Below are 22,778 nucleotides of genomic sequence, written 5' to 3'. Positions count from 1 at the left end.
CCCCCTATTTTTACACCGAAGGGGCTGGTGTAGATGCCGGCGCGGTCCACAGGCTACTCAGGTTCGGCAACAATGACCCAGCAATCCCCTGCTGCCCCAAATACTGCAGAATCAGTGGCGCAAACTGCCCGATCATCCCGGTATCCATCCCCAGCGCCTTGAACGCACCGTCCAGGTCGCTGCGGTTTTCCACGTTGTTGCCCAGCGCGTTGCTCAAGGCCGACTCGCTTTCGCTGTTCTTGCCCAGCAAGTCGCCCAAGCCGCTCAAGCCACCCAGCGCATTGGCTCCGGCCAGCAGGTCCAGCCCTGGCACTGCCTTGGTCAGTTGCCCATAGTCATCGCTGCTAAGGTTGTTGCGCGCCAGCCCCAACATCGCCCCAGCTCCGCCCACGGCCTGTTCGGGGGTGATCTTCAATTCGCTGTCCAAGGTGTTCATCAGATTGGCCTGTGCCTCAGGTGCCTGTACTTGGCCCTGCTGCTTCTGAGCTTGCATGGCGGACACGGCGTTGGCAGCGTCGCTGAGGTAGAAGGCGAACACCGGGCTTGCGGCCAGAGTCATCAGGGTTGCCAGGGTGAATGCTTTCATCGGGAGAGACCTCGTGGGCCTGGATGGCCGCGGAAACGAGGCTTTTAACTCGGCGTTCCGGGGTTTGTTCCGAGCCGGTTGTCGAGACTATCAAGCAGTGGCACCAACCTGTTATTTTTGCCAGTAGCGGCATGCTCAGATCATTTAGATACTTGAAGAGGTCAAGACAAATGGGCGAAAAAGACACGCCCTCTGATAGCGAGTACAACAACATGAACAAATGCGGCGTACATGCTTACTCTCCCTATGGTTTTACAGTATCGCTCCATTCAGTAAAAAAGATGCTCGGGTTCAATGGCGAATACGCGCAAGCCCTAACATTGTTATATATGCTGGGTTCCGGTCACAGAAGTTACGGCACCGAGTTGATGCGCTTCCTTTCGCCTGACAGTTTGAGCCCGTTTGGCGACGGAGGGATCAACACCTACGCCTACTGCGCAGGCGACCCGGTGAACCGCACCGACCCAACTGGACGCTCTTACCTCCACAATCATTACATCCAGAAGCCCACCCCTACGCCGCTTATTCAATTACCCAAGCGTGGTCCAGAACCAACATTGCCCCAGCCCCTCCCACGTCTCGCTGGCAAGAATTTTAGTACAACACGTTTGAATACGATGACTTATGCCGAACTTCGATATCGGACCAGGATTTCAAAAGCCGAACTGAACAATGCTAAACGTCTGATGCTGAGTAGCCCCGACGAAACCGGTGCAGCTGCTACCAAACGATTCATCTCGTTGGAAAATCGCCACCATCGGTTGGTGGAAGCACTGAATACAAAGATAACCGAACGATATGCAGGCGTGATTCAGGCAATGACAGAGCAAAATTTATTCCGGCCAAAGATCAAGGTGCCACTCAGTCCAGAATTACTCCGCCTGATTCGCGATGGCGTGGATCTGAGCATCCCCAACTCTTACGACATGAGAACCGTCACCCCGCCTTACTAGGGGCGGGAAGTATGCGCTGCGCAGCGCTTGCTCCGCGCTTCACATCATCCATCTGCGCTTGGAACAAGCACTGATGGATGATGCTGAGTTGAGGCGCTAAGTGCTCGCTTTGACAGGTTCGAAGCCTGTTGAATCGAGCGCCAAATCTGCCAGGGGGAACAACTCCCCCAAAAAAAGCCGCCCACCACTTCAGCGCTGATGTCTGCGTTCTCGCTGCTGGCGTTGGTAATTGACCTGGCCAACTTGGCATCGTTGATAAGCTTTGGGGCGCTGGTGCCATTTCCGGCGGTGAACCAAGCGGTGGTGAAGACGCATCTGTTGGATAATGGTGCTCAGCGTAACCTCAAGGGGGCGCCAGCCTTCAACGGCTGTGATACCCACACTGCCCCTAAAACCCACTAGACCGAAGGCTGGGTCAAGGGCGCTGGGGCAGTCCACAAGCTCCCCAGGTTTTGCAATAGCGAACCAGCAATCCCCTGCTGCCCCAGGTACTGCAGAATCAACGGGGCGAACTGCCCGATCATCCCGGTGTCCATCCCCAACGCCTTGAACGCACTGTCCAGGTCGCTGCGGTTTTCCACGTTGTTGCCCAGCGCATTGCTCAATGCCGACTGATTTTCGCTGTTCTTACCCAGCAAATCGCCTAAGCCGCTCAAGCCCCCCAGCGCATTCGCACCGGCCAGCAGGTCCAGCCCCGGCACTGCCTTGGTCAGTTGGCCGTAGTCATCGCTGCTCAGGTTGTTGCGCGCCAGCCCCAACATAGCCCCAGCTCCGCCCACGGCCTGTTCGGGGGTGATCTTCAATTCGCTGCCCAAGGTATTGAGCAGGTTGGCCTGGGCCTCGGGCGCTTGCACCTGGCCTTGCTGGTTCTGGGTCTGCATGGCGGACACGGCATTGGCGGCGTCGCTGAGGTTGAAGGCGAACACCGGGCTGGCGGCCAGGGTCATCAGGGTTGCCAAGGTGAGTGCTTTCATCGGAAGGGACCTCGTCGGCCGGGATGGCCTCGAAAACGAAGGGTTTGACTGGAAATCTGAGGGATTGTTCCGAGCCCCAAAAGGCGCACACCTGACATTTCTGCCAGTAGTCAATTGCTCAAGACACCCCAGATAATCGTAGAGCCCACGCCATACATTTCCGGGGCCAACTGCAGACAACGGGAGCACGTCGGTGAAAAACAGTCCTGATACCCCCAAATATTTCTACCAGACCAGCAAACTGACCACTGTCATTGGAAACGATCAGAAGCGTTCATTCCTGCGGATTGGAACGCTCCCTCTTGCTGAGTCCGCTGGCAAAGAAGCAAGAAGCTCCCAGCTTTTCGCAACGGATGAGATGGACTCAGTGCTTGTCGTGAGCACGCCTGACGGAAAGCAAAACAATCACAACTACACCCCCTTTGGATACAACGACAAACTGCCATCAGGATCCACAGCGATGGGATTCAACGGCGAGTTCATATTGGACAACATGCACCTTTATCTCCTAGGCCAAGGACACCGTGGCTTTAGCACCGAGATGAGACGGTTCATCGGACCGGACAATGCTGAAAGCCCATTCGCCCGAGGCGGGGTCAATGCTTTCGCGTACTGTGTGAATGACCCAGTCAATCGGAAAGATGAAACGGGGATGTGGAGCATTCTCAAGCCTAGAACGTGGTTTCGTAGTAACCAAGCAAAATTGGAGCAGCGCTTGGAAAGCATGACGGTTATTAATGCAAAACTGAAAGAGCAAACCGCCAAACTCAATAATTTAGTCAACAAAAGAGAATACGGAGGAAAAACAGTCGCCCCAAGAATTGAGGCCGCTAGAAAAACCCTCCAAAAAACGCTTGACAGGGGTTTAAGAAAGGCACGCGGCATAAATAGATACGTAGAAAGTAAAGATCATGCATACATTTTCTCCGAACATTACCATGCCCAACAAGCTATAACAAATTCAACCCCTGATACTAACCGCCCAACGAGCGGGAACACCGATAGAAGAAACATGTTCTACACGCAAAAAAAATATGACGATCCTAATGACGACAGAAACTACCAATTCGGGGCAATCGACGCAAATAATGAGACGCGCCGGCCACAATCGAAGTAATTAACTGTCTGCATGAAAATGACTGCGCAGTGGCTCTTCGCTCCACCGCCACTCTCCAGGCTTCGGAACTGATGGGGTATGTGCGGGCGGCGCTCGATCTCAAAGCGATGAAAATTTTGTGACAAGCACCTCCGGCCGAGATGCCTTATCAGAATGGACAAAAAGCCCCTCAATGCGAGGGGCTCTTTTTACTCGACGCTGATTACGCCGCGCCCCACATTTTGTGCGGGTCGATCACAAACTTCTTAGGCACACCGGCATCAAACTCGCCATACCCTTCCGGCGCCTGATCCAGGTTGATCACCTGCACACCCACCACTTCAGCAATGTTGATGCGGTCCCACATGATCGCCTGCATCAGCTGGCGGTTGTATTTCATGGTCGGGGTCTGGCCGGTGTGGAAGCTGTGCGATTTCGCCCAGCCCAGGCCAAAGCGGATGCTCAGCGCGCCGATCTTGGCAGCGGCATCCACCGCGCCCGGGTCTTCGGTCACGTACAGGCCCGGGATACCGATGTTGCCGGCCACGCGGGTCACTTGCATCAGCGAGTTCAGCACGGTGGCAGGGGCCTCGTGCTTGGCACCTTCGTGGCCATGCCCACGGGCCTCGAAGCCGACGGCGTCGACGGCGCAGTCCACTTCCGGCTCACCGAGGATGTCGATGATCTGCTCGTGCAGCGGGGTGTCCTTGGACAGGTCGACCACTTCGAAGCCTTGCGACTTGGCGTGGGCCAGGCGGGCCGGGTTCAGGTCACCGACGATGACGCAGGCGGCGCCCAGCAGGCGGGCCGAGGCAGCAGCGGCCAGGCCGACAGGGCCAGCGCCCGCAACGTAAACGGTGCTGCCTGGGCCTACGCCAGCCGTCACGGCACCGTGGTAGCCGGTGGGCAGGATGTCGGACAGGCAGGTAAGGTCACGGATCTTTTCCATGGCCTTGTCGCGGTCCGGCAGTTTCAGCAGGTTGAAGTCGGCGTATGGCACCAGCACGTACTCAGCCTGGCCGCCGGTCCAGTCGCCCATGTCGACGTAGCCGTAGGCACCACCGGCGCGAGCCGGGTTGACGGTGAGGCAGACGCCGGTGTGCATCTCTTTGCAGGAGCGGCAGCGGCCGCAGGCAACGTTGAACGGCACCGACACCAGGTCACCGATTTTCAGGCGTTCGACGTCACGCCCGATCTCGACGATTTCACCGGTGATTTCGTGGCCCAGGACCAGGCCGACCTGGGCAGTGGTGCGGCCACGGACCATGTGCTGGTCAGAACCGCAGATGTTGGTGGAGACCACCTTCAGGATGACGCCGTGCTCGATCTTCTTGCCACGCGGGTCCTGCATTTTCGGGTAGTCGATGTGTTGCACTTCGACCTTGCCGGCGCCGAGATATACCACTCCACGATTGCCAGACATGCTCTTACCTCGCTTGATTTTTATTTATGCAGCGGTGGTTGAACGCGCCGCCATCCATGGGCGGCTTGTGTTACTGGAATGCAGGGAATTGTGGGCCTGATAGGCCGGGCTGCACTGACTGGAAACGACAGGGGGATGTCTTTTAGCGGCAGGTACAAAGGTGTGAGCCCATTCGCGGGCAAGCCCGCTCCCACAGGCTCACCGCTCTTTCTAACATGGCGATGAACCTGTGGGAGCGGGCTTGTCCCGCGAAGAGGCCGGTACAGGATGTCAGAGCACGACCGTGCGGTTGGCGTTGAGGAACACCCGCCGCTCGATGTGATACCCCACCGCACGCGCCAGGGTCAGGCATTCGATATCCCGCCCCTTGGCAATCAGGTCTTCGGGATAGTGACTGTGATCCACCACCTCGACACCCTGGGCAATGATCGGCCCTTCATCCAGGTCGTTGTTGATGTAGTGCGCCGTGGCACCGACCATCTTCACGCCCTTGTTGTAGGCCTGGTGGTAAGGCTTGGCGCCCTTGAACCCTGGCAACAGCGAGTGGTGAATATTAATCGCCCAACCATCCAGACGGCGGCAAAGCTCGGGCGACAGTACCTGCATGTAGCGCGCGAGGATCACCAGCTCGGCGCCGGTTTCCTCGATCACCTGCAGCACCTTGCGTTCTTGCCCAGGCTTGTCCTTGGGGTCGAGGGCGAAGTGGTAGTAAGGGATCTTGTGCCACTGCGCCAGCGGTTCGAGATCAGGGTGGTTGGACACCACCGCGACCACGTCCATGCCCAGTTGCCCAATCCGCTGACGATACAGCAGGTCATTCAGGCAATGGTCAGCCTTGGACACCATGATCACCACCTTGGGGCGGTGGTTGGGCGCGGTCAGCTCGAAGGCCATGCCGAACGCTTCGCTGCGCTCGGCGAGGCCGGCCCGGAAGCCCGCCTCGTCGAAATCGTCCGGCTGACGGAACTCGACGCGAATGAAGAAGCGCCCCGACTGCCGGTCATCGAAGGAGTGGTGCTCCGTCACGTAGCAGCGCTGCTCGAAGAGGTAACGCGTCACCACGTCGACGGTGCCGAGCATGCTCGGGCAGTCGGCGGTGAGAATCCAGGTATCCGGTGCCCGACTCATGTTCTTGCTCCTTAGGCTTCGATGCTCAGGCCGTATTCGGCAGAAGCGTCCTGCAGCCACAGCCACCAGTAATCGGCGAAGCTGCGGCGAATCACCAGCTCCCAAGTGTCTTCGGCGGTACGGCGGATCACCAGTTGCGACTTGGCGAACACGGTGCCCACGGCCTTGCCCACCGGGAAGTTGTTTGGGTGAACATCATAGCTGGTGGACTTCATCAGCACGTCGCGCACGTTCGGGCCGCGCAGTTCCAGCAGGCTTTGCCCGCCACTGACATTGACGACCTGAATGTGCTGGCCTTCAAGGGCCGCGCGCAGCTTTTGCTCGACCGCCAGTTCCTGGCCGCCTGGGACGATCAGCAGCCATTCATCGGGGCCTACCCATTGCAGCGAAGTTTCCCCGTTGGCAACCACGGTCAGGGCTACCGGCAGCTCCAGGCCCAGGGCCTTGTGCACGCCAGCGGCGAATTCCGGGTTGTGGCCATCACCACGGATGGTCAGGTGGCCAAGGAACTTCTTCTCACGCAGGGTTACACCTGCGTTCTTGCGGCCTTTGCCAACCAGGCTGGCCAGGTCGGCATGGTGCAGTGGCGACTGGGCCTTGGCCTCGACGCCGGGGTTTTGCTGGAAGACGTTGATAGCGCTCATTTCTTACCTGCCTTGAATTCTTGTTCGTCAGGGCAGCGCAGCCGTGCAATCAGGCTGCGCCGCCATCCGGGGCCTTAGACGTTCTGCCGCTCACCCTTCGGATCGAAGAACACCGAAGACACGATTTCCGCCTCGATCACGCTGCCATCCGCCTGCGGCGAGTAGACACGCTCGCCCATGCGCTTGAGGCCGCCTTTGACCACACCCATGGCGAACGAGTAGCCCAGGGAGTTGGACGCGTAGCTGGAGGTGACGTGGCCGACCATGTCCATCGGGATCGGTTGTTTCGGGTCGAACACCAGCTGGGCGCCTTCCGGCAGCCACTTGGTCGGGTCGACCGGCTTCAGGCCCACCAGCTGCTTGCGGTTCTCACGTACGCAGTCTTCGCGGTTCATGCCACGCAGGCCGATCCACGAGAACGGCTTGTTGCGGCCAACGCACCAGCTCATGTTCAGGTCGTCCGGGTTCATCGAACCGTCGGTGTCCTGGCCCACGATGATGAAGCCCTTCTCGGCACGCAGTACGTGCATGGTTTCGGTGCCGTACGGGGTCAGGTTGTACTTCTTGCCCGCCTCGATGATCTGTTCCAGCACGCCCATGGCGTAGTTGGCCTGCACGTTCACTTCGTACGACAGCTCGCCGGTGAACGAGATACGGAACACACGGGCCGGCACGCCACCGACGTTGCCTTCCTTCCAGGTCATGAACGGGAAGGCTTCCTTGTCCATGTCGATGTCGGTCAGCTCGCTCAGCAGCTTGCGGCTGTTAGGGCCGGACAGGGTCATGGTGGCCCAGTGGTCGGTAACCGAGGTGAAGTACACCTTCAGCTCTGGCCATTCGGTCTGGTGGTACAGCTCCATCCACTGCAGCACACGGGCGGCGCCGCCGGTGGTGGTGGTCATGATGAAGTGGTTGTCGCCGACGCAGGCGGTTACGCCGTCGTCGAAGACCATGCCGTCTTCCTTGCACATCAGGCCGTAGCGGGCCTTACCCACGTCCAGCTTGGTCCAGGCATTGGTATAGATGCGGTTGAGGAACTCACGCGCGTCCGGGCCCTGGATGTCGATCTTGCCCAGGGTCGAGGCGTCCAGCAGGCCCACGCTGTCGCGCACGGCCTTGCACTCGCGGGCCACGGCGGCATGGATGTCTTCACCGGCTTTGGGGAAGTACCAAGGGCGCTTCCACTGGCCAACGTCTTCGAACTCAGCGCCATTCTTCACGTGCCAGGCATGCAGGGCGGTGAAGCGTACGGGCTCGAACAGGTGGCCACAGTGACGGCCCGCTACCGCGCCGAACGTCACCGGCGTGTAGTTGGGGCGGAACATGGTGGTGCCCATTTCCGGGATGGTGATGCCGATCGAACGGGCGGCGATGGCCAGGCCGTTGATGTTGCCCAGTTTGCCCTGATCGGTACCGAAACCCAGCGCGGTGTAGCGTTTTACGTGCTCGACCGACTCGAAGCCTTCACGGGTGGCCAGCTCGATACCTGCGGCGGTCACGTCGTTCTGCTGGTCGACGAACTGCTTCGGCCCCTTGGTGCCTTTGTCGTGCGGCACCTGGAACAGTGCCACGGTGGCCTCTTCCTTGCGCGCCACGGTTTTTGGCAGGGTGCCGACAGAGGCCTTGAAGCCCGCCTCGGTGGCTGCGCGAACGCCGCCTTCGAAGCCATCGGCAATCACGTCACCGAGGGCGTAGACGCCATTGATACCGCCCACGCACTCGCGTTTCTGCGGCGCATCGCCCGGTACGAAGCCGAGGATGTCGTCACGCCACACTGGGCGACCGCCCAGGTGCGAAGCCAGGTGCACGATCGGGCTGTAGCCACCGGAGGTTGCGATCAGGTCGCACTCAAGGGTTTCGCCTGGGCTGGTGACTTTGTGCGCCTGCACATCGATGGCCGCCACGCGGGCGCCGGTGACATGCTTGCTGCCTTTGGCCTCGACCACGGCGCTGGAGGTGAGGATGCGGATGCCTTTGGCACGCGCTTCTTCAACCAGCGAGCCACGTGGGTTGTGGCGGGCGTCGGCGATGGCGACCACTTGCAGGCCAGCGTCGTGCCAGTCCAGCGCGGCGCGGTAGGCGTGATCGTTGTTGGTCGACAGCACCAGCTTGCGGCCCGGTGCCACGCCGTAGCGGCGAACGTAGGTGGAAACGGCACCGGCCAGCATGTTGCCCGGTACGTCGTTGTTGCCGTACACCAGCGGCCGCTCGTGGGCGCCGGGCGCCAGTACCACGCGCTTGGCGCGTACACGGTGCACACGGTGACGTACCTGGCCGATCGGGGCGCGGTCGCCGAGGTGGTCGGTAAGGCGCTCATGAATGGTCAGGAAGTTATGGTCGTGGTAGCCGTTGACCGTGGCACGTGGCAGCAGGGTCACGTCCGGCAGGCCTTCCAGCTCTTTGACCACGGCATTGACCCAGTCGGCGGCAGGCTTGCCGTCGAGGGTTTCGCGGCTGTCGAGCAGGCTGCCGCCAAACTCTTCCTGCTCGTCAGCCAGGATCACCCGTGCGCCGCTGCGCGCAGCAGCCAGTGCAGCGGCCAGGCCAGCAGGGCCGGCGCCGACAATCAGCACATCGCAGTGCTGGTTCATGTAGTCGTAGCTGTCCGGGTCGTTCTGCAGCGGTGCACGGCCAAGGCCTGCAGCTTTGCGGATGTACTTCTCGTACGTCATCCAGAACGATTTCGGGTACATGAAGGTTTTGTAGTAGAAGCCCGGCGGCATCATGCTGCCGCCCACTTTGCCGAGGATGCCCATCACGTCATTGTTGACGTTCGGCCAGCCGTTGGTGCTGGTGGCGACAAGGCCTGCATACAGCGCTTGTTGAGTAGCGCGCACGTTCGGGATCTGGGTGGCTTCGCTGGAACCGATCTGCAGGATGGCGTTCGGTTCTTCGGTACCGGCAGCGATGATGCCGCGTGGGCGCGAATACTTGAAGCTGCGGCCGACGATGTCTACGCCGTTGGCCAGCAACGCAGCGGCCAGGCTGTCACCGGCATAACCCTGGTAGGTCTTGCCGTTGAAAGTGAAATTCAGGACCTTGCTGCGGTCGATGCGGCCGCCGCTGGCGAGGCGATAGGTCTGGCTCATACTTTTTCCCCTTGGCCTTTGACGGTCGACGGTGCGTTCGCAGCTTTACCGTTGGCGGTCACTTGCGGCTTTTCGCCAATCTTGTAGGTTTCCAGAATTTCGTAGGTCACGGTGTCGCGGGTGACGTTGAAGTACTGGCGGCAACCGGCAACGTGGTCCCACAGTTCATGGTGAATACCGCGTGGGTTATCACGGTAGAACATGTAGGTACCCCACTCCTCGTCGGAGCAGGCGGCGGGGTCCAGCGGGCGGGCGATGTGCGCCTGGCCAGAGGCGTGAAACTCTTCTTCGGAGCGCAGCTCGCCGCAGTGGGGACAGAAAATATGCAACATGACGGTGTCTCCGGTTAGTGGGCGACGGCGGCGGCGCCGTGTTCGTCGATCAGTGCGCCGTTGTAGAAACGGTCCATGGAGAACGGCGCGGCCAGTGGGTGCATTTCGCCCTTGGCCAGGCTCGCGGCGAAGACGTTGCCCGAACCCGGGGTCGCCTTGAAGCCGCCAGTACCCCAACCGCAGTTGAAGAACATGTTCTTGACCGGGGTCTTGGTGATGATCGGGCAGGCGTCCGGCGAGGTGTCGACGATGCCGCCCCACTGGCGGTTCATGCGCACGCGCGAGAGGTTGGGGAACATCTCGACGATGGCCTGCAGGGTGTGCTCGATCACCGGGTACGAACCGCGCTGGCCGTAGCCGACCCAGCCGTCGATACCGGCACCGATTACCAGGTCGCCCTTGTCGGACTGGCTGATGTAGCCGTGCACGGCGTTGGACATGATCACGCTGTCGATGATCGGCTTGATCGGCTCGGATACCAGCGCTTGCAGCGGGTGCGATTCCAGCGGCAGGCGGAAGCCGGCCAGCTTGGCCATGTGCCCGGAGTTACCTGCGGTGACCACGCCAACGCGCTTGGCGCCGATGAAGCCTTTGTTGGTTTCCACACCAATGACCGCGCCGTTTTCCTTGCGGAAACCGATCACTTCGGTCTGCTGGATCAGGTCCACACCCAGGGCGTCGGCAGCGCGGGCATAGCCCCAGGCCACGGCGTCGTGGCGGGCTACGCCACCACGGCGCTGAACGGTTGCGCCAAGGATCGGGTAACGGGTGTTCTTCGAGCAGTCCAGGTACGGGATTTCGGCCGCGACCTGGGCGGTGTTCAGCAGCTCGCCATCGACGCCGTTGAGGCGGTTGGCGCTGACGCGGCGCTCGGAGTCACGAATGTCCTGCAGGGTGTGGCACAGGTTGTACACGCCGCGCTGGGAGAACATCACGTTGTAGTTGATGTCCTGGGACAGGCCTTCCCACAGCTTCATGGCGTGCTCGTACAGCTGCGCCGACTCGTCCCACAGGTAGTTGGAGCGCACGATGGTGGTGTTACGGGCGGTGTTGCCGCCGCCCAGGTAACCTTTCTCGATCACGGCAACGTTGGTGATGCCGTGCTCTTTGGCCAGGTAGTAGGCCGTGGCCAGGCCATGGCCGCCACCGCCGACAATAACCACGTCGTAAACCTTTTTAGGGGTTGGCGTGCGCCACATGCGCTGCCAGTTTTCGTGGTGGCTGAGGGAGTGTTTGAAGAGGCCGAAGCCCGAGTAGCGTTGCATGGTCGTTTACTCCACTCAGCGGTAAACAGGGAAGTCTGCGCACAGCGCCGCGACGTTCTTCGCCACATCGGCTTCGACGTCTGCGTCACCGAGGTTGTCGAGGATGTCGCAGATCCAGCCGGCCAGGGCCACGCACTGCGCAACCTTGAAGCCGCGGGTGGTGACGGCCGGGGTGCCGATGCGCAGGCCCGAGGTGACGAACGGCGACTGTGGGTCGTTCGGCACGGCGTTCTTGTTGACGGTGATGTGCGCGCGGCCCAGGGCGGCGTCGGCATCTTTGCCGGTGAGGCCCTGGCGGATCAGGCTGACCAGGAACAGGTGGTTGTCGGTGCCACCGGACACCACGTCGTAGCCGCGGTCGATGAACACCTGGGCCATGGCCTGGGCGTTTTCGATCACTTGTTGCTGGTAGGCCTTGAAGCCAGGCTCCAGCGCTTCCTTGAAGCACACGGCCTTGGCGGCAATCACGTGCATCAGCGGGCCGCCCTGGGCGCCCGGGAATACAGCGGCGTTCAGCTTCTTCTCGATCTCTTCGTTCGACTTGGCCAGGATCAGGCCGCCACGAGGGCCGCGCAGGGTCTTGTGGGTGGTGGTGGTAACCACATCGGCGAACGGGATCGGGTTCGGGTACAGGCCAGCGGCAACCAGGCCGGCTACGTGGGCCATGTCGACGAACAGCAGCGCACCGACCTTGTCGGCAATGGCGCGGAAGCGTGGGAAGTCGAGGGTTTTGGAGTAGGCCGAGAAACCGGCAACGATCATTTTCGGCTTGTGCTCGACCGCCAGGCGCTCGACTTCGTCGTAGTCGATCAGGCCGGTGTCGGTGTTGATGCCGTACTGCACGGCGTTGTACAGCTTGCCCGAGGACGACACTTTGGCGCCGTGGGTCAGGTGGCCACCGTGGGCCAGGCTCATGCCGAGGATGGTGTCGCCGGCCTGCAGCAGGGCCAGGTAGACGGCGCCGTTGGCCGACGAGCCGGAGTGCGGCTGGACGTTGGCGTAGTCGGCACCGAACAGCTGCTTGGCGCGCTCGATGGCCAGGGCTTCTACCTTGTCCACGTGCTCGCAGCCACCGTAGTAGCGCTTGCCTGGGTAGCCCTCGGCGTACTTGTTGGTCAGGCCGCTGCCTTGGGCCTGCATGACGCGCTTGCTGGTGTAGTTCTCCGAAGCGATCAGCTCGATGTGATCTTCCTGGCGCTGTTCTTCGGCATTCATCGCCGCCAGCAGTGCGTCGTCGTAACCCTGGATCTGGTCTTGCTTGCTGAACATCGTGTATCTCCCGGCAGCGATCGTTTTTTGTCGTGGGGCACTGTGGCCCTTTGTGGCGATGGTATGACTGGCGGGGTCGGGTCAGATGCCTGCGCACGCCTTGCAATGGCGCGTTTACGACATTCTCTTTGTGCCGCCCATGCTGGCCCCTTCGCGGGCGCGCCCGCTCCCACAGTGATTGGCGTGTGCAGGACCATTGTGGGAGCGGGCGTGCCCGCGAAGAGGCCGGCACAGAATGAACAGAAATCGCTGTACGGGTTGTATAGGCAACCGCTGAATCGATGGTTTAGAGTGCTGTTCTGCGTCGTTCACAGGACCGTGTCATGACAGATAAGAGCCAACAATTCGCCAGCGACAACTATTCCGGTATCTGCCCCGAAGCCTGGGCGGCGATGGAGAAGGCCAACCACGGCCACGACCGCGCCTATGGCGACGATCAGTGGACCGAGCGCGCCTCGGAATACTTCCGCAACCTGTTCGAAACCGACTGCGAGGTGTTTTTCGCCTTCAACGGTACCGCCGCCAACTCCCTGGCCCTGGCCTCGCTGTGCCAGAGCTACCACAGCGTGATCTGTTCCGAGACTGCCCACGTCGAAACCGACGAATGCGGCGCGCCGGAGTTTTTCTCCAACGGCTCCAAGCTGCTGACGGCGGCCAGCGTCAACGGCAAGTTGACCCCGCAGTCGATCCGCGAAGTGGCACTGAAGCGCCAGGACATCCACTACCCCAAGCCGCGCGTGGTAACCATCACCCAGGCCACCGAGGTGGGTACGGTGTACCGCCCCGATGAGCTCAAGGCCATCAGCGCCACCTGCAAGGAGCTGGGCCTGAACCTGCACATGGACGGCGCGCGCTTTACCAATGCCTGCGCGTTCCTGGGCTGTAGCCCGGCCGAGCTGACCTGGAAGGCCGGCGTCGACGTGTTGTGCTTTGGCGGCACCAAGAACGGCATGGCGGTGGGCGAGGCGATCCTGTTCTTCAACCGCCAACTGGCCGAGGACTTCGACTACCGCTGCAAGCAGGCCGGGCAACTGGCGTCGAAAATGCGCTTCCTGTCCGCGCCGTGGGTGGGCCTGCTGGAAGATGGCGCCTGGTTGCGCCATGGCAACCACGCCAACCATTGCGCGCAGCTGCTGGCGTCGCTGGTGAGTGACTTGCCGGGGGTGGAACTGATGTTCCCGGTGGAGGCCAACGGGGTGTTCCTGCAAATGCCGGAACACGCGATTGAAGCGCTGCGCGCCAAGGGCTGGCGGTTCTATACCTTTATCGGCAGCGGCGGGGCGCGGTTCATGTGTTCCTGGGATACCGAGGAAGAGCGGGTGCGCGAGCTGGCGGCGGATATCCGCAGCATCATCACCGCCTGACAGGTCCCAATCGCCGGCAAGCCAGCTCCCACATGGACTACACAAGGCTCAGGCCTGTGGTGATCCTGTAGGAGCTGGCTTGCCGGCGATGAAGCCCACACCGATCTAAAGCCTGAACCCGCCCATCTGCCGAGCCAGGTCATCAGCCAAGCCACGCAACGCCTGGCACTCCTCGCGGCAGCCCTGCACCTCTGCCGCCGTCTCCCGCGCCAGGTCGGAAATGCCCTGCACCGTGCGGTTGATTTCCTCAGTCACCGCCGACTGCTCTTCAGTCGCCGTGGCCACCTGATGGTTCATGTCGCTGATGTGTTCCACCTGGTCGGTAATCGCCCCCAGCGACGCCCCGGTGCGCTGGCTCGACTCCACCCCACTGCCGGTCGCCTGCTGCCCCGCCTGCATCGAGCTCACCGCCGAACCCGCGCCCTGCTTCAGGCGCTGGATCATCTGTTGCACTTCGTCGGTGGATAGCTGCGTGCGCCGCGCCAGCGTGCGAACTTCGTCGGCCACCACAGCAAACCCGCGGCCCATTTCCCCTGCCCGCGCGGCCTCGATGGCGGCGTTCAGCGCCAGCAAATTGGTTTGCTCGGAAATACTGCGGATAACCGCCAGCACTTCATCGATAGAGGCGACTTCGTTGGCCAATTGGCTGACTGCATCGGCTGCCTTGCCGATGTCGCCCGACATGCCCTCGATGCCCTGAATTGAACGCCGTACCACCTCGCGCGCCTGCAAGGCCTCATCCCGTGCCGACTGCGAGGCCTGCGCTGCATCACCGGCATTGCGGGCAATGTCCTGCACGGTCAGGCCCATTTCATGTACGGCAGTGGCAACCATTTCGGTCATTTCCTGCTGCCGCCCGGAGCGCTCGGCCGTGTTTTCCACCACCTGGGTCACCTGCTCAACCGCCCGATGCAGCCGTTCGGAAGTCTGCAACACCTCGCCAATCAGGCTGCGCTGGCTGTCGAGAAAGCGGTTGAAGCCCCGGGCCAGGTCACCCAGTTCGTCCTGGCGCGAATCATCCAGGCGGTGGCTGAGGTCGCCTGCGCCACTGCCAATCTGCACCAGCGCAGCGGTAACGCGGCGCACAGGCCGCACCAGGCCCCGCGCCAGCAGCACCACCAGCAGCAGCGACACAAGCGCCACGGCGCCACCGATCAGGCTGGTCAGCCATACCGCCTGATGCATTTGTGCGTAGATTTCCGACTCCGGCACCTCGGCCACCAGCGTCCAGTTGAGTTCACGCAGGGGCAGGCCCAGCGCCAGGTAGCGCTCGCCGTCACGGCTGAAACGGCTGTTGCGCAGGCCTTCGCCGCCGGTCATCACGGCCTTGGCAGCGTCCGTGCCGAGCTGCTCGGCGAGCTGGCGCTTGCCGCTGAAAGCAGCGTCCGGGTGCACCTGGATCAGGCCGTCGTTACGTACCAGGAAGACCTTGCCATGCTCGCCAAAGCTGAAGTCGTGAATCAGCTGCGACAGCTCGGTCATGCGCAGGCCCATGCCGGCCACGCCCACCAGCTTGCCGGCCTTTTCCACGCGATAGTCGATAAACAGCGCCAGCTCGCCAGTGGCACCGTCAATGTCGATATTGATAAACCGTTCGGCGCCGCTGTCGATGTAGCCGTAGAACCATTTGTCCTTGGGGTTGCTGCGGCTGAGGGTGCGGTCCAGGCCATTCTCGTTGTAGTAGTGGCCGGTTTCGGTCGAGGCAAACAAGGTGGTGAAGGCCCGGTTACGCTGTTTGGCGGCGCCCAGGTATTCGATGAATGCCGCAGCCTGGGCGGGGTCTTCACCGGCTGCCAGCCAGTCGCGCAGCAAGGTGTTGCCGGCAATGTCCGCCGCAGCCACCAGTGGCTGGCCGAGCATGCGTTCGATGTCGTTGCGGATCGCCTCGACACTGGCGGGCAGGGCAGTGTCGACCAGGTAGCGGTCGGTGAGGCGGTTGAGCGCCACGGTGAAGATGATGATCACCACCAGGATGCTGGCCAGCAGGGCGGCGCCCATGCTGGTGATCAACTGCCACTGGATGCTTTTACGCCAGATACGCATGCCCCTACCCCCCCGCACATTATTGTTTTGCGAGAAGTGTATACACTTGCGTATCCAGTTAATCCAGTGACCTGGAACAATGAGTTGGGGCTTTGGGGCTGCTGCGCAGCCCATTCGCAGCACAAGGCTGCTCCTACAGGGGAATGCATAACCCTTGGAGGAGCGGCCTTGGGCCTTTCAGCTATCGATCAGGACTCTGCAATAGTCCGCACGATGGCGTCCACCGTGGCGTCGATCTGCGCCTGGGTACGCGCAAGGGTCTGCTGGTGTTCTTTCTGCAGTTCCACCTGTTTGGAGCACAGGTTAAGGGCAGCCAGCACCAGCAATTTGTCACCGATCAGGGTCGGGTACTGACGCTTGGTTTCGTTCAGGGCGGTGTTGAGCATCCGCACCGCCTGGGCCAGGGTTTCTTCATGGCCTTCGGGCGCCTTGATCGAATAGTCGATGCCGAGAATCGACACCACATTGACCGGCTGCTCTTGCAATCTCATGCGCCAACAACGCCAGCGCTGGCGCGATCAACCAAGGCCTGCAGGCGAGCGGCGGTGCTGCCGTTCTTCTCTTCCTGCTCCATCAGCGACAGCTGCAGGGTTTCGTTCTCTTCCTTGGCCTGGGCCAGTTGCGTGCCGAGGGCAGCGTTCTGCTCGGTGAGTTGAGCGTTTTTCTGCATCAGGTCGCTGACCAGTTGCTCGATTTGATTCAGGGAAGCTTCCAGCATGGGTCTATCTCAGGTTGTTGCGAGGGGCGCACACGATAAAGAAAAGCGCGGCCCATCGCCATTAAAAATCGGATTCACAAGGTGTCTGGCCCGCAGATTGACAGGGTAATCACCCCCTTGTTCCGACCTGGGTCAACCGCCGGTCAGGAAAAGGTTAGCTACCTCACAATTTTTGCGGGTTGCACTCAAGACTGGCCAGTCACGACCGATAGCCCGGCAAGTCATGTTTTGTCGCACTTTGCGCACTCTTTATCCCTTGCCTGGATCCTCCTCTCCATGTCTCTACGTAACATGAATATCGCCCCGCGCGCGCTGCTCGGCTTTGCGCTTATCGGCCTGCTGATGCTTGGCCTCGGTGTCTTCTCGCTGGTGCAGATGGGCAACATCCGTCAGGCGGGCGTGGCCATCGAGCAAGTCAGTGTGCCCAGCATCAAGATCCTCGACGAAATCACCGCGCTTAACCTGCGCATGCGCACCCTCTCCTACCGCCTGCTGACCAACCGCGAGCCTGCAATCCAAAGCGATACCCTCAACCTGCTGGCCCAGCGCAACAGCCAGATCGACCGCGCACGCCAGGCCTACCTGCCAATGATCGGCGCCGCCGACGAACAGGCCGCGTTCGACCAGTACGGCCAGTTGCTTGACCAGTACCGCCAACTGGAATCGCGCATGCGCAGCCTGAGCGAGGCCGACCGCGTCGACGAACTGCGCGACCTGCTCAACCGCGACCTGTTGGCCAACTCCGAACAGATCAACAAGGTCATGGACACGCTGGTGCGCATCAACACCGACCAGACCCGCGCCACTAACGAGAAAGCCGCCAGCCAATACGCTGCGGCCTTTGCCTTGGTTATCGGCCTGCTGGTTGCCGCCACCGTGCTGACCTTCGCCTGCGCCTTCCTGCTGACCCGCAGCATCGTCAAGCCGATCGATGAGGCGCTCAAGTGCGCAGAGCAAGTCGCCGACGGTGACCTGACCCATGTCATCCGCGCCGAGGGTACTGATGAAGCCGCGCGTTTGCTGCGCGCCATGGCCCGCATGCAGGACAAGCTGCGCGACACCCTGCAGCAGATCGCAGGCTCTGCCACCCAGCTGGCCTCAGCCGCCGAAGAGCTGAATGCCGTCACCGACGAAAGTGCCCGTGGCCTGCAACAGCAGAACAACGAGATTGAACAGGCCGCCACCGCCGTCACCGAAATGACCAGCGCGGTGGAGGAAGTGGCGCGCAACGCCGTGAGCACCTCGGAAGCGTCCAGTGAAGCCAGCCGCTCCACCGGTGACGGTCGCGACCTGGTGATGGAGACCGTGGGAGCCATCGAGCGCATGAGCGGTGATGTGCAGGCCACTGCCAAACTGATCACTCACCTGGCTGAACAGTCGCGCGATATTGGCAAGGTACTCGACGTGATCCGTGGTCTGGCCGACCAGACCAACCTGCTGGCGCTCAACGCTGCCATCGAGGCGGCGCGTGCCGGCGAAGCGGGCCGTGGTTTTGCCGTGGTGGCGGATGAGGTGCGCGCACTGGCGCACCGCACCCAGCAGTCGACCAGCGAAATCGAGCGGATGATCGGCAGCATCCAGGGCGGTACCGAAGAGGCGGTCGAATCGATGCGCACCAGCACCGAACGCGCCGAGTCGACGCTGAACATCGCCAAAGGCGCCGGCATGGCGCTGGACACCATTGCCGGTGCGGTCGCGCAAATCAACGAACGTAACCTGGTAATCGCCAGCGCGGCGGAAGAGCAGGCGCAGGTGGCGCGGGAAGTGGACCGCAACCTGGTGAACATCAATGACCTGTCGGTGCAGAGCGCTACCGGTGCCCATCAGACCAGTGCGGCGAGTGCAGAGCTGTCGCGCCTGGCTGTGGACCTGAATGGTCTGGTAGCCCGTTTCCGCACCTGAAAAAGTTGGGGCCGCTTTGCGGCCCCCGGCAATCTCGGATCAGTGGATCAGTAATCGATCCGCACATCCCCTTTCGGCACGCTGCAGCACGACAGGATGTAGCCCTCGGCTTCATCCTCTTCGGTAATGCCGCCGTTGTGCTCCATCTCTACTTCGCCGCCCAGTTTGAGCACCTTGCAGGTGCCGCAGATGCCCATGCCGCAAGCTTTGGGGATCATCAGGCCAACTTTGGCTGCCGCAGCATGCACGGTCTCGCCCGGGGCAACGCGGATGCTCTTGTCGCTGCCGATGAACTCCACCAGGTTGAGGTCGGAAATATCCAGCTCCGGTGCATCGGCCGCCTGCTCGGCGTGCTCCACTGCATCGGCCTTGGCCTCTGGTGGCGTCGCGCCGAACGACTCCTCGTGGTAGTTCTTCATGTCGAAGCCGACCGCTTCGAGCATGCGCTTGACTGCCGTCATGTAAGGCGTCGGGCCGCAGCAGAACACCACGCGCTCCATGTAGTCCGGCGCAATCAGCTCCATCAGCCGCTGGTTCAGGTAACCGCGGTACCCCGCCCATGGCTCGCCCAGGCCATGCTTTTCGCAAATGATGTGCAGGCTGAAGTTGGGGATGCGCGAAGCCATCTGTTCCAGCTCGCGGTGGTAGATGATGTCCTTCGGCGAACGGGCGCTGTGCACGAACACCATGTCGACATTGGCGTTGGTGTCGTAGAACCAGCGCGCCATCGACATCACCGGGGTAATGCCCACACCGCCAGACAGGTACAGCGCCTTGCCCGCCGGGAAGTCGATGGCGTTGAACAGCCCCACCGGGCCGTGCACCGGCAGCTCGGCGCCTTCGTGCATGGTGTCGTGCAGGAAGTTTGACACCAGGCCGCCCGGCACGCGCTTGACGGTGATCGAGAAGCTGTACGGCACCGACGGCGAACTGGAGATGGTGTAGGAGCGCATCACCGGCTTGCCTTCGATCTCCAGCTCCAGGGTGACGAACTGCCCGGGCTTGAAGAAAAACATGATCGGCTGATCGGCCATGAAGCAGAAAGTGCGCACGTCCCAGGTCTCCTGGATGACCTTGACGCAGCGCACGATGTGGCGGCCGTTGGCCCAGGTCTGGGTGGTGACCGGATTGAGGAAGGTATCGGACATGTTCATCTCCAGCAGCCGACTATCGGGCTTTTTATGGCTTGGATAATGCGCAAGCTGAGAGCGACGTACATTCCTGCCAGCGACATCGGCGTGCTTATCGCGACCAGCCCCGCGCTACAAGGGCTGGCGCGTCGTAATTCAAATCGGCCATGTCGCCCATGGATACGGTTCGTAGCAGCTTCGGACGCACACTCCACGGCAAATAAACACGCCAGCTGTTTAAACAAAGAGCCGCTGAAAAAAGCCTTGCGGCAACAACAACGATTAGCCACCTTTTGCCGGCCGCACACGGCCCCGAGGAATACACGATGGACGTCACCGCAACCCTGAGCCTGGGCGATCCACTGGAACCTGCACGCAAGGCTACCGCCGAGATGCTGCAGACCCGCGAGCGCACCTACTCGCTGCCCCAGCCTTTCTACACCGACGAGCGTCTGTTCCAGATCGACATGCAGGAGATCTTCCAGAAAGAATGGTTGATCGCCGGCATGACTTGCGAAATTCCGGCGAAAGGTAACTACATCACCCTGCAGATCGGCAAAAACCCGATCCTGGTGGTGCGTGGTGCCGAAGGCAAGGTGCACGCCTTCCATAACGTCTGCCGCCACCGTGGTTCGCGTTTGTGCGTCAGCGACAAAGGCAAGGTGGCCAAGCTGGTCTGCCATTACCACCAGTGGACCTACGAACTGGACGGCCGCCTGCTGTTCGCTGGCACCGAAATGGGCGCCGACTTCGACATGAAGGAGTACGGCCTGAAGCCAGTGCATGTGAAGGTGGCCGGTGGCTACATCTTCATCAGCCTGGCAGAAAACCCGCCTGCCATCGACGAGTTCCTGGCCACCCTGGAACACTACATGGAACCGTACGACATGGAGAACACCAAGGTGGCGGTGCACACCACCTTGATGGAAAAGGCCAACTGGAAGCTGGTGCTGGAAAACAACCGCGAGTGCTACCACTGCAGCGGTTCGCACCCGGAGCTGCTGCAAACCCTGCTGGAGTGGGACGACACCAACGACCCGCGCGCCAGCCAGGAATTCAAGGACCACGTGGCCGCTTCGGCCGCCGCCTGGGAAGCCGAAAAGATCCCGTATCTGCACAAGAGCCACGGCCTGCGTAACCGTATCGTGCGCATGCCGCTGCTCAAAGGCACGGTATCGATGACCATGGACGGCAAGCAGGCTTGCCAGAAACTGATGGGCCGCATCAAGAACCCGGACCTGGGCTCGATGCGCATCCTGCACCTGCCGCACTCGTGGAACCACTGCATGGGCGACCACATGATCGTGTTCACCGTGTGGCCGATCAGTGCCCAGGAGACCATGGTCACCACCAAGTGGCTGGTGCACAAGGATGCCGTCGAAGGTGTGGACTACGACCCTGAGCGCATGCGCAAGGTGTGGGACGCCACCAACGATCAGGACCGCCGCCTGGCGGAAGAGAACCAGCGTGGCATTAATTCCACGGCGTACCAGCCTGGGCCGTACTCGAAAACCTACGAGTTTGGCGTGGTGAACTTCATTGACTGGTACAGCCAGCGGGTTTTGAACAACCTGGGGGCGGAACCGGCGCCGTATCTGAAGGAGGTGCAGGCGCAGTAACCCGTACCACCCACTGGCAGGGCAAATTGCCGTGCCAGTGGGTTTATCGTCGCCTTATGTCCCGATTCGGAGACGGAGGCGGCGCACTGGGTTCAGTACCCCAGCGACGCCATGCATCAATAGCTGCTCGACCTGCCGAAGCGATCCTGGCCCCGAGTGCCGTGCCTCTGCCCCACACGTACGAAGCCCCTTCGACAACCATGCGCACACCGGTGACTTCATAGAATGTCTCCCAGGCTACCCTTACCCCCGACACTCCGGGCTGTCCTACCCCCCTCCATACAGCCTGTGCCGCCTCGGCGTTGGAGAACAAGCCACCGCTGATGTTCCCAATTGCGTTGCCCAGCCCCAGGCGACGGCCGTTACTGGTCAGTACATTACCAATCCACCCTTGTTCGACACCGCTCAATGCGGTGCCTGCAACCCCCATTCCTCCTGTGTAGAAAAGGCTTGTATTACCAATCCGGGATCTTAGGCTCGGCTCGGTGTAGGGCGTACCGGAATGCTGGCTTTGCAAGCGGGCGACCACGTTTCTGGCCGTTCGTGTGACAGCCCCGCCCAGCGTCACCGAACTTGAAAACATGCTTATGCCACTGAGCACCGGGCTAATCACGTCGACCTGGGGGCGGGCGGACCGGGTGGCCGGGACGGCGCCACTGGGGTCGACCCGGTTGATCGGGTCGCCACCGCAGTAGGCATAGGCATTCAGCCCACCCTCCGAGAAAGGGCTGAGTGAGTCGGCAGAGTGAAAGCGCATCAGCACAGGGTTGTAGGTGCGCCGGCCATTGCCCAGGTGATAGCAACCCGTCAGGCGATCGACCATCTGCCCGGCGAAGGCAATATTCCTTGCACCAGCATAGGCCCCGTATGCTGAATACGACCTTGGAGTCCCGCCCATGTGGGTAGGGATAACGGGTTGCAGCATGCCATGCATGATGAACGCTCAGCCGATAGTGATCGCTCATTCTACTCGCCTGAAACAGGACTGCTAACTGATAGAAATGATAGGTTCTTGGTACTTATTCACAGGTTCTGACTTGGGTGATCCTGAGTTTTTACCTGCACTCACCGAGAACGTAAGCCAGAGCAGTGTTAGAGCCCGATTGGCTGTTTTCTGATCAAAGCATTCGAAGACAGGAACGGCGGGGCCTACAGCCGCTCTCAAACAGATTATCCACAGAGCGGCTAACAGAGATTGTGGGAAAGCCTCGACAAGAACCAGCATTGACCGCCTCAGGCGAAG

At 61.2% G+C, this 22,778-nt stretch carries 19 protein-coding genes and 2 pseudogenes; 7 read left to right on the top strand and 14 right to left on the bottom strand.

Translation table 11 applies throughout. The annotated features are described in order from the left end of the window. Positions 1-10: 10 nt before the first annotated feature. Entirely contained in the window at positions 11-586 is a 576-nt protein-coding gene (locus SB756_RS16255) for a DUF2780 domain-containing protein (protein ID WP_341797350.1), read from the bottom strand. Positions 587-756: 170 nt separating this feature from the next. On the opposite strand from SB756_RS16255, the gene SB756_RS16250 reads away from it, so the two are divergent. Next, a complete protein-coding gene (locus SB756_RS16250; RefSeq protein ID WP_341797349.1) occupies positions 757-1,539 on the top strand; it encodes an RHS repeat-associated core domain-containing protein in 783 nt (260 codons plus the stop codon). Positions 1,540-1,734: 195 nt separating this feature from the next. After that, positions 1,735-1,890, top strand: a pseudogene (locus SB756_RS16245) (Putrescine importer PuuP); the annotation flags it as partial. A 47-nt stretch (positions 1,891-1,937) separates the two neighbouring features. Here SB756_RS16245 and SB756_RS16240 read toward each other — a convergent pair. Beyond that, complete coding sequence (locus SB756_RS16240; RefSeq protein WP_341797348.1) at positions 1,938-2,513, bottom strand: DUF2780 domain-containing protein; 576 nt, start codon at positions 2,511-2,513, stop codon at positions 1,938-1,940. A gap of 193 nt (positions 2,514-2,706) precedes the next feature. On the opposite strand from SB756_RS16240, the gene SB756_RS16235 reads away from it, so the two are divergent. Next, on the top strand, positions 2,707-3,630 hold the full coding sequence (locus tag SB756_RS16235) for an RHS repeat-associated core domain-containing protein (protein WP_410911130.1): 924 nt from the start codon (positions 2,707-2,709) through the stop codon (positions 3,628-3,630). Between the two features lie 202 nt (positions 3,631-3,832). Here SB756_RS16235 and fdhA read toward each other — a convergent pair whose 3' ends face one another. The 7 genes from fdhA to SB756_RS16200 form a co-directional block, all read right to left on the bottom strand. Beyond that, a complete protein-coding gene (fdhA, locus tag SB756_RS16230; RefSeq protein ID WP_016497631.1) occupies positions 3,833-5,032 on the bottom strand; it encodes a formaldehyde dehydrogenase, glutathione-independent in 1,200 nt (399 codons plus the stop codon). 270 nt (positions 5,033-5,302) lie between these two features. Next, positions 5,303-6,160 (bottom strand): formyltetrahydrofolate deformylase, encoded by an 858-nt coding sequence (gene purU / locus SB756_RS16225; RefSeq protein ID WP_016714526.1) that lies wholly within the window; start codon positions 6,158-6,160, stop codon positions 5,303-5,305. A gap of 11 nt (positions 6,161-6,171) precedes the next feature. Next, positions 6,172-6,804, bottom strand: coding sequence for a sarcosine oxidase subunit gamma (locus tag SB756_RS16220; protein WP_410911129.1), 633 nt, complete (start codon positions 6,802-6,804; stop codon positions 6,172-6,174). A gap of 74 nt (positions 6,805-6,878) precedes the next feature. After that, entirely contained in the window at positions 6,879-9,893 is a 3,015-nt protein-coding gene (locus tag SB756_RS16215; protein ID WP_341797345.1) for a sarcosine oxidase subunit alpha, read from the bottom strand. Continuing rightward, positions 9,890-10,225, bottom strand: a complete 336-nt coding sequence (locus tag SB756_RS16210; RefSeq protein ID WP_016484537.1) for a sarcosine oxidase subunit delta — start codon at positions 10,223-10,225, stop codon at positions 9,890-9,892. Before SB756_RS16210 ends, SB756_RS16215 begins: the two co-directional genes overlap by 4 nt. A gap of 14 nt (positions 10,226-10,239) precedes the next feature. Further along, positions 10,240-11,490 carry a sarcosine oxidase subunit beta family protein gene (locus SB756_RS16205; RefSeq protein ID WP_016484536.1) on the bottom strand — a complete coding sequence of 417 codons (1,251 nt, stop codon included), beginning with the start codon at positions 11,488-11,490 and terminating at the stop codon, positions 10,240-10,242. 15 nt (positions 11,491-11,505) lie between these two features. Continuing rightward, complete coding sequence (locus SB756_RS16200) at positions 11,506-12,759, bottom strand: serine hydroxymethyltransferase (protein ID WP_016484535.1); 1,254 nt, start codon at positions 12,757-12,759, stop codon at positions 11,506-11,508. A gap of 323 nt (positions 12,760-13,082) precedes the next feature. Here SB756_RS16200 and SB756_RS16195 point away from each other — a divergent pair, with 323 nt between their 5' ends. Then, positions 13,083-14,123, top strand: a complete 1,041-nt coding sequence (locus SB756_RS16195) for a threonine aldolase family protein (RefSeq protein ID WP_410911128.1) — start codon at positions 13,083-13,085, stop codon at positions 14,121-14,123. Between the two features lie 105 nt (positions 14,124-14,228). On the opposite strand, the gene mcpH is transcribed toward SB756_RS16195, so the two are convergent. The 3 genes from mcpH to SB756_RS16180 all read right to left on the bottom strand — a co-directional run bounded on the left by mcpH (position 14,229) and on the right by SB756_RS16180 (position 16,884). Beyond that, complete coding sequence (gene mcpH / locus SB756_RS16190; RefSeq protein WP_410911127.1) at positions 14,229-16,166, bottom strand: methyl-accepting chemotaxis protein McpH; 1,938 nt, start codon at positions 16,164-16,166, stop codon at positions 14,229-14,231. Positions 16,167-16,354: 188 nt separating this feature from the next. Beyond that, positions 16,355-16,657, bottom strand: a complete 303-nt coding sequence (locus SB756_RS16185) for a cell division protein ZapA (RefSeq protein ID WP_410911126.1) — start codon at positions 16,655-16,657, stop codon at positions 16,355-16,357. Further along, on the bottom strand, positions 16,654-16,884 hold the full coding sequence (locus SB756_RS16180; protein ID WP_019470193.1) for a hypothetical protein: 231 nt from the start codon (positions 16,882-16,884) through the stop codon (positions 16,654-16,656). The genes SB756_RS16185 and SB756_RS16180 overlap by 4 nt, the downstream gene beginning before the upstream one ends. Positions 16,885-17,160: 276 nt before the next feature. Here SB756_RS16180 and SB756_RS16175 point away from each other — a divergent pair. Next, a pseudogene (locus SB756_RS16175) lies at positions 17,161-17,931 on the top strand (MCP four helix bundle domain-containing protein); the annotation flags it as partial. Continuing rightward, positions 17,914-18,786, top strand: coding sequence for a methyl-accepting chemotaxis protein (locus SB756_RS16170; RefSeq protein ID WP_408002852.1), 873 nt, complete (start codon positions 17,914-17,916; stop codon positions 18,784-18,786). The pseudogene SB756_RS16175 and the gene SB756_RS16170, both read left to right, overlap by 18 nt. A gap of 47 nt (positions 18,787-18,833) precedes the next feature. Here SB756_RS16170 and gbcB read toward each other — a convergent pair whose 3' ends face one another. Then, on the bottom strand, positions 18,834-19,934 hold the full coding sequence (gene gbcB / locus SB756_RS16165) for a glycine-betaine demethylase subunit GbcB (RefSeq protein ID WP_049274014.1): 1,101 nt from the start codon (positions 19,932-19,934) through the stop codon (positions 18,834-18,836). Between the two features lie 308 nt (positions 19,935-20,242). Here gbcB and gbcA point away from each other — a divergent pair, with 308 nt between their 5' ends. Further along, positions 20,243-21,535, top strand: coding sequence for a glycine-betaine demethylase subunit GbcA (gbcA, locus tag SB756_RS16160; protein ID WP_059394973.1), 1,293 nt, complete (start codon positions 20,243-20,245; stop codon positions 21,533-21,535). A 43-nt stretch (positions 21,536-21,578) separates the two neighbouring features. Here the strand turns inward: gbcA and SB756_RS16155 are convergent, their stop codons facing one another. Next, the gene (locus tag SB756_RS16155; protein WP_341798851.1) at positions 21,579-22,433 is read right to left on the bottom strand and encodes an RHS repeat-associated core domain-containing protein; all 855 of its coding nucleotides are present in this window, start codon (positions 22,431-22,433) and stop codon (positions 21,579-21,581) included. Between the last annotated feature and the right edge of the window lie 345 nt (positions 22,434-22,778).

It is taken from the genome of Pseudomonas sp. SIMBA_068 (assembly GCF_046534705.1).
Taxonomy (GTDB): Bacteria; Pseudomonadota; Gammaproteobacteria; order Pseudomonadales; family Pseudomonadaceae; genus Aquipseudomonas; species Aquipseudomonas putida.
This window is presented reverse-complemented; position numbering and strand designations above follow the sequence as displayed.

Excerpts from the sequence above, each read along its gene's own strand:
- SB756_RS16250 (WP_341797349.1), top strand. The coding sequence starts at position 757 with ATGGGCGAAAAAGACACGCCCTCTGATAGCGAGTACAACAACATGAAC.
- purU (WP_016714526.1), bottom strand. The coding sequence starts at position 6,160 with ATGAGTCGGGCACCGGATACCTGGATTCTCACCGCCGACTGCCCGAGC.
- SB756_RS16170 (WP_408002852.1), top strand. The coding sequence starts at position 17,914 with ATGGCCCGCATGCAGGACAAGCTGCGCGACACCCTGCAGCAGATCGCA.
- gbcB (WP_049274014.1), bottom strand. The coding sequence starts at position 19,934 with ATGTCCGATACCTTCCTCAATCCGGTCACCACCCAGACCTGGGCCAAC.
- SB756_RS16185 (WP_410911126.1), bottom strand. The coding sequence starts at position 16,657 with ATGAGATTGCAAGAGCAGCCGGTCAATGTGGTGTCGATTCTCGGCATC.
- SB756_RS16240 (WP_341797348.1), bottom strand. The coding sequence starts at position 2,513 with ATGAAAGCACTCACCTTGGCAACCCTGATGACCCTGGCCGCCAGCCCG.
- SB756_RS16195 (WP_410911128.1), top strand. The coding sequence starts at position 13,083 with ATGACAGATAAGAGCCAACAATTCGCCAGCGACAACTATTCCGGTATC.
- SB756_RS16215 (WP_341797345.1), bottom strand. The coding sequence starts at position 9,893 with ATGAGCCAGACCTATCGCCTCGCCAGCGGCGGCCGCATCGACCGCAGC.
- fdhA (WP_016497631.1), bottom strand. The coding sequence starts at position 5,032 with ATGTCTGGCAATCGTGGAGTGGTATATCTCGGCGCCGGCAAGGTCGAA.
- SB756_RS16155 (WP_341798851.1), bottom strand. The coding sequence starts at position 22,433 with ATGGGCGGGACTCCAAGGTCGTATTCAGCATACGGGGCCTATGCTGGT.
- SB756_RS16200 (WP_016484535.1), bottom strand. The coding sequence starts at position 12,759 with ATGTTCAGCAAGCAAGACCAGATCCAGGGTTACGACGACGCACTGCTG.
- SB756_RS16220 (WP_410911129.1), bottom strand. The coding sequence starts at position 6,804 with ATGAGCGCTATCAACGTCTTCCAGCAAAACCCCGGCGTCGAGGCCAAG.
- SB756_RS16255 (WP_341797350.1), bottom strand. The coding sequence starts at position 586 with ATGAAAGCATTCACCCTGGCAACCCTGATGACTCTGGCCGCAAGCCCG.
- SB756_RS16180 (WP_019470193.1), bottom strand. The coding sequence starts at position 16,884 with ATGCTGGAAGCTTCCCTGAATCAAATCGAGCAACTGGTCAGCGACCTG.
- SB756_RS16210 (WP_016484537.1), bottom strand. The coding sequence starts at position 10,225 with ATGTTGCATATTTTCTGTCCCCACTGCGGCGAGCTGCGCTCCGAAGAA.
- gbcA (WP_059394973.1), top strand. The coding sequence starts at position 20,243 with ATGGACGTCACCGCAACCCTGAGCCTGGGCGATCCACTGGAACCTGCA.
- mcpH (WP_410911127.1), bottom strand. The coding sequence starts at position 16,166 with ATGCGTATCTGGCGTAAAAGCATCCAGTGGCAGTTGATCACCAGCATG.
- SB756_RS16205 (WP_016484536.1), bottom strand. The coding sequence starts at position 11,490 with ATGCAACGCTACTCGGGCTTCGGCCTCTTCAAACACTCCCTCAGCCAC.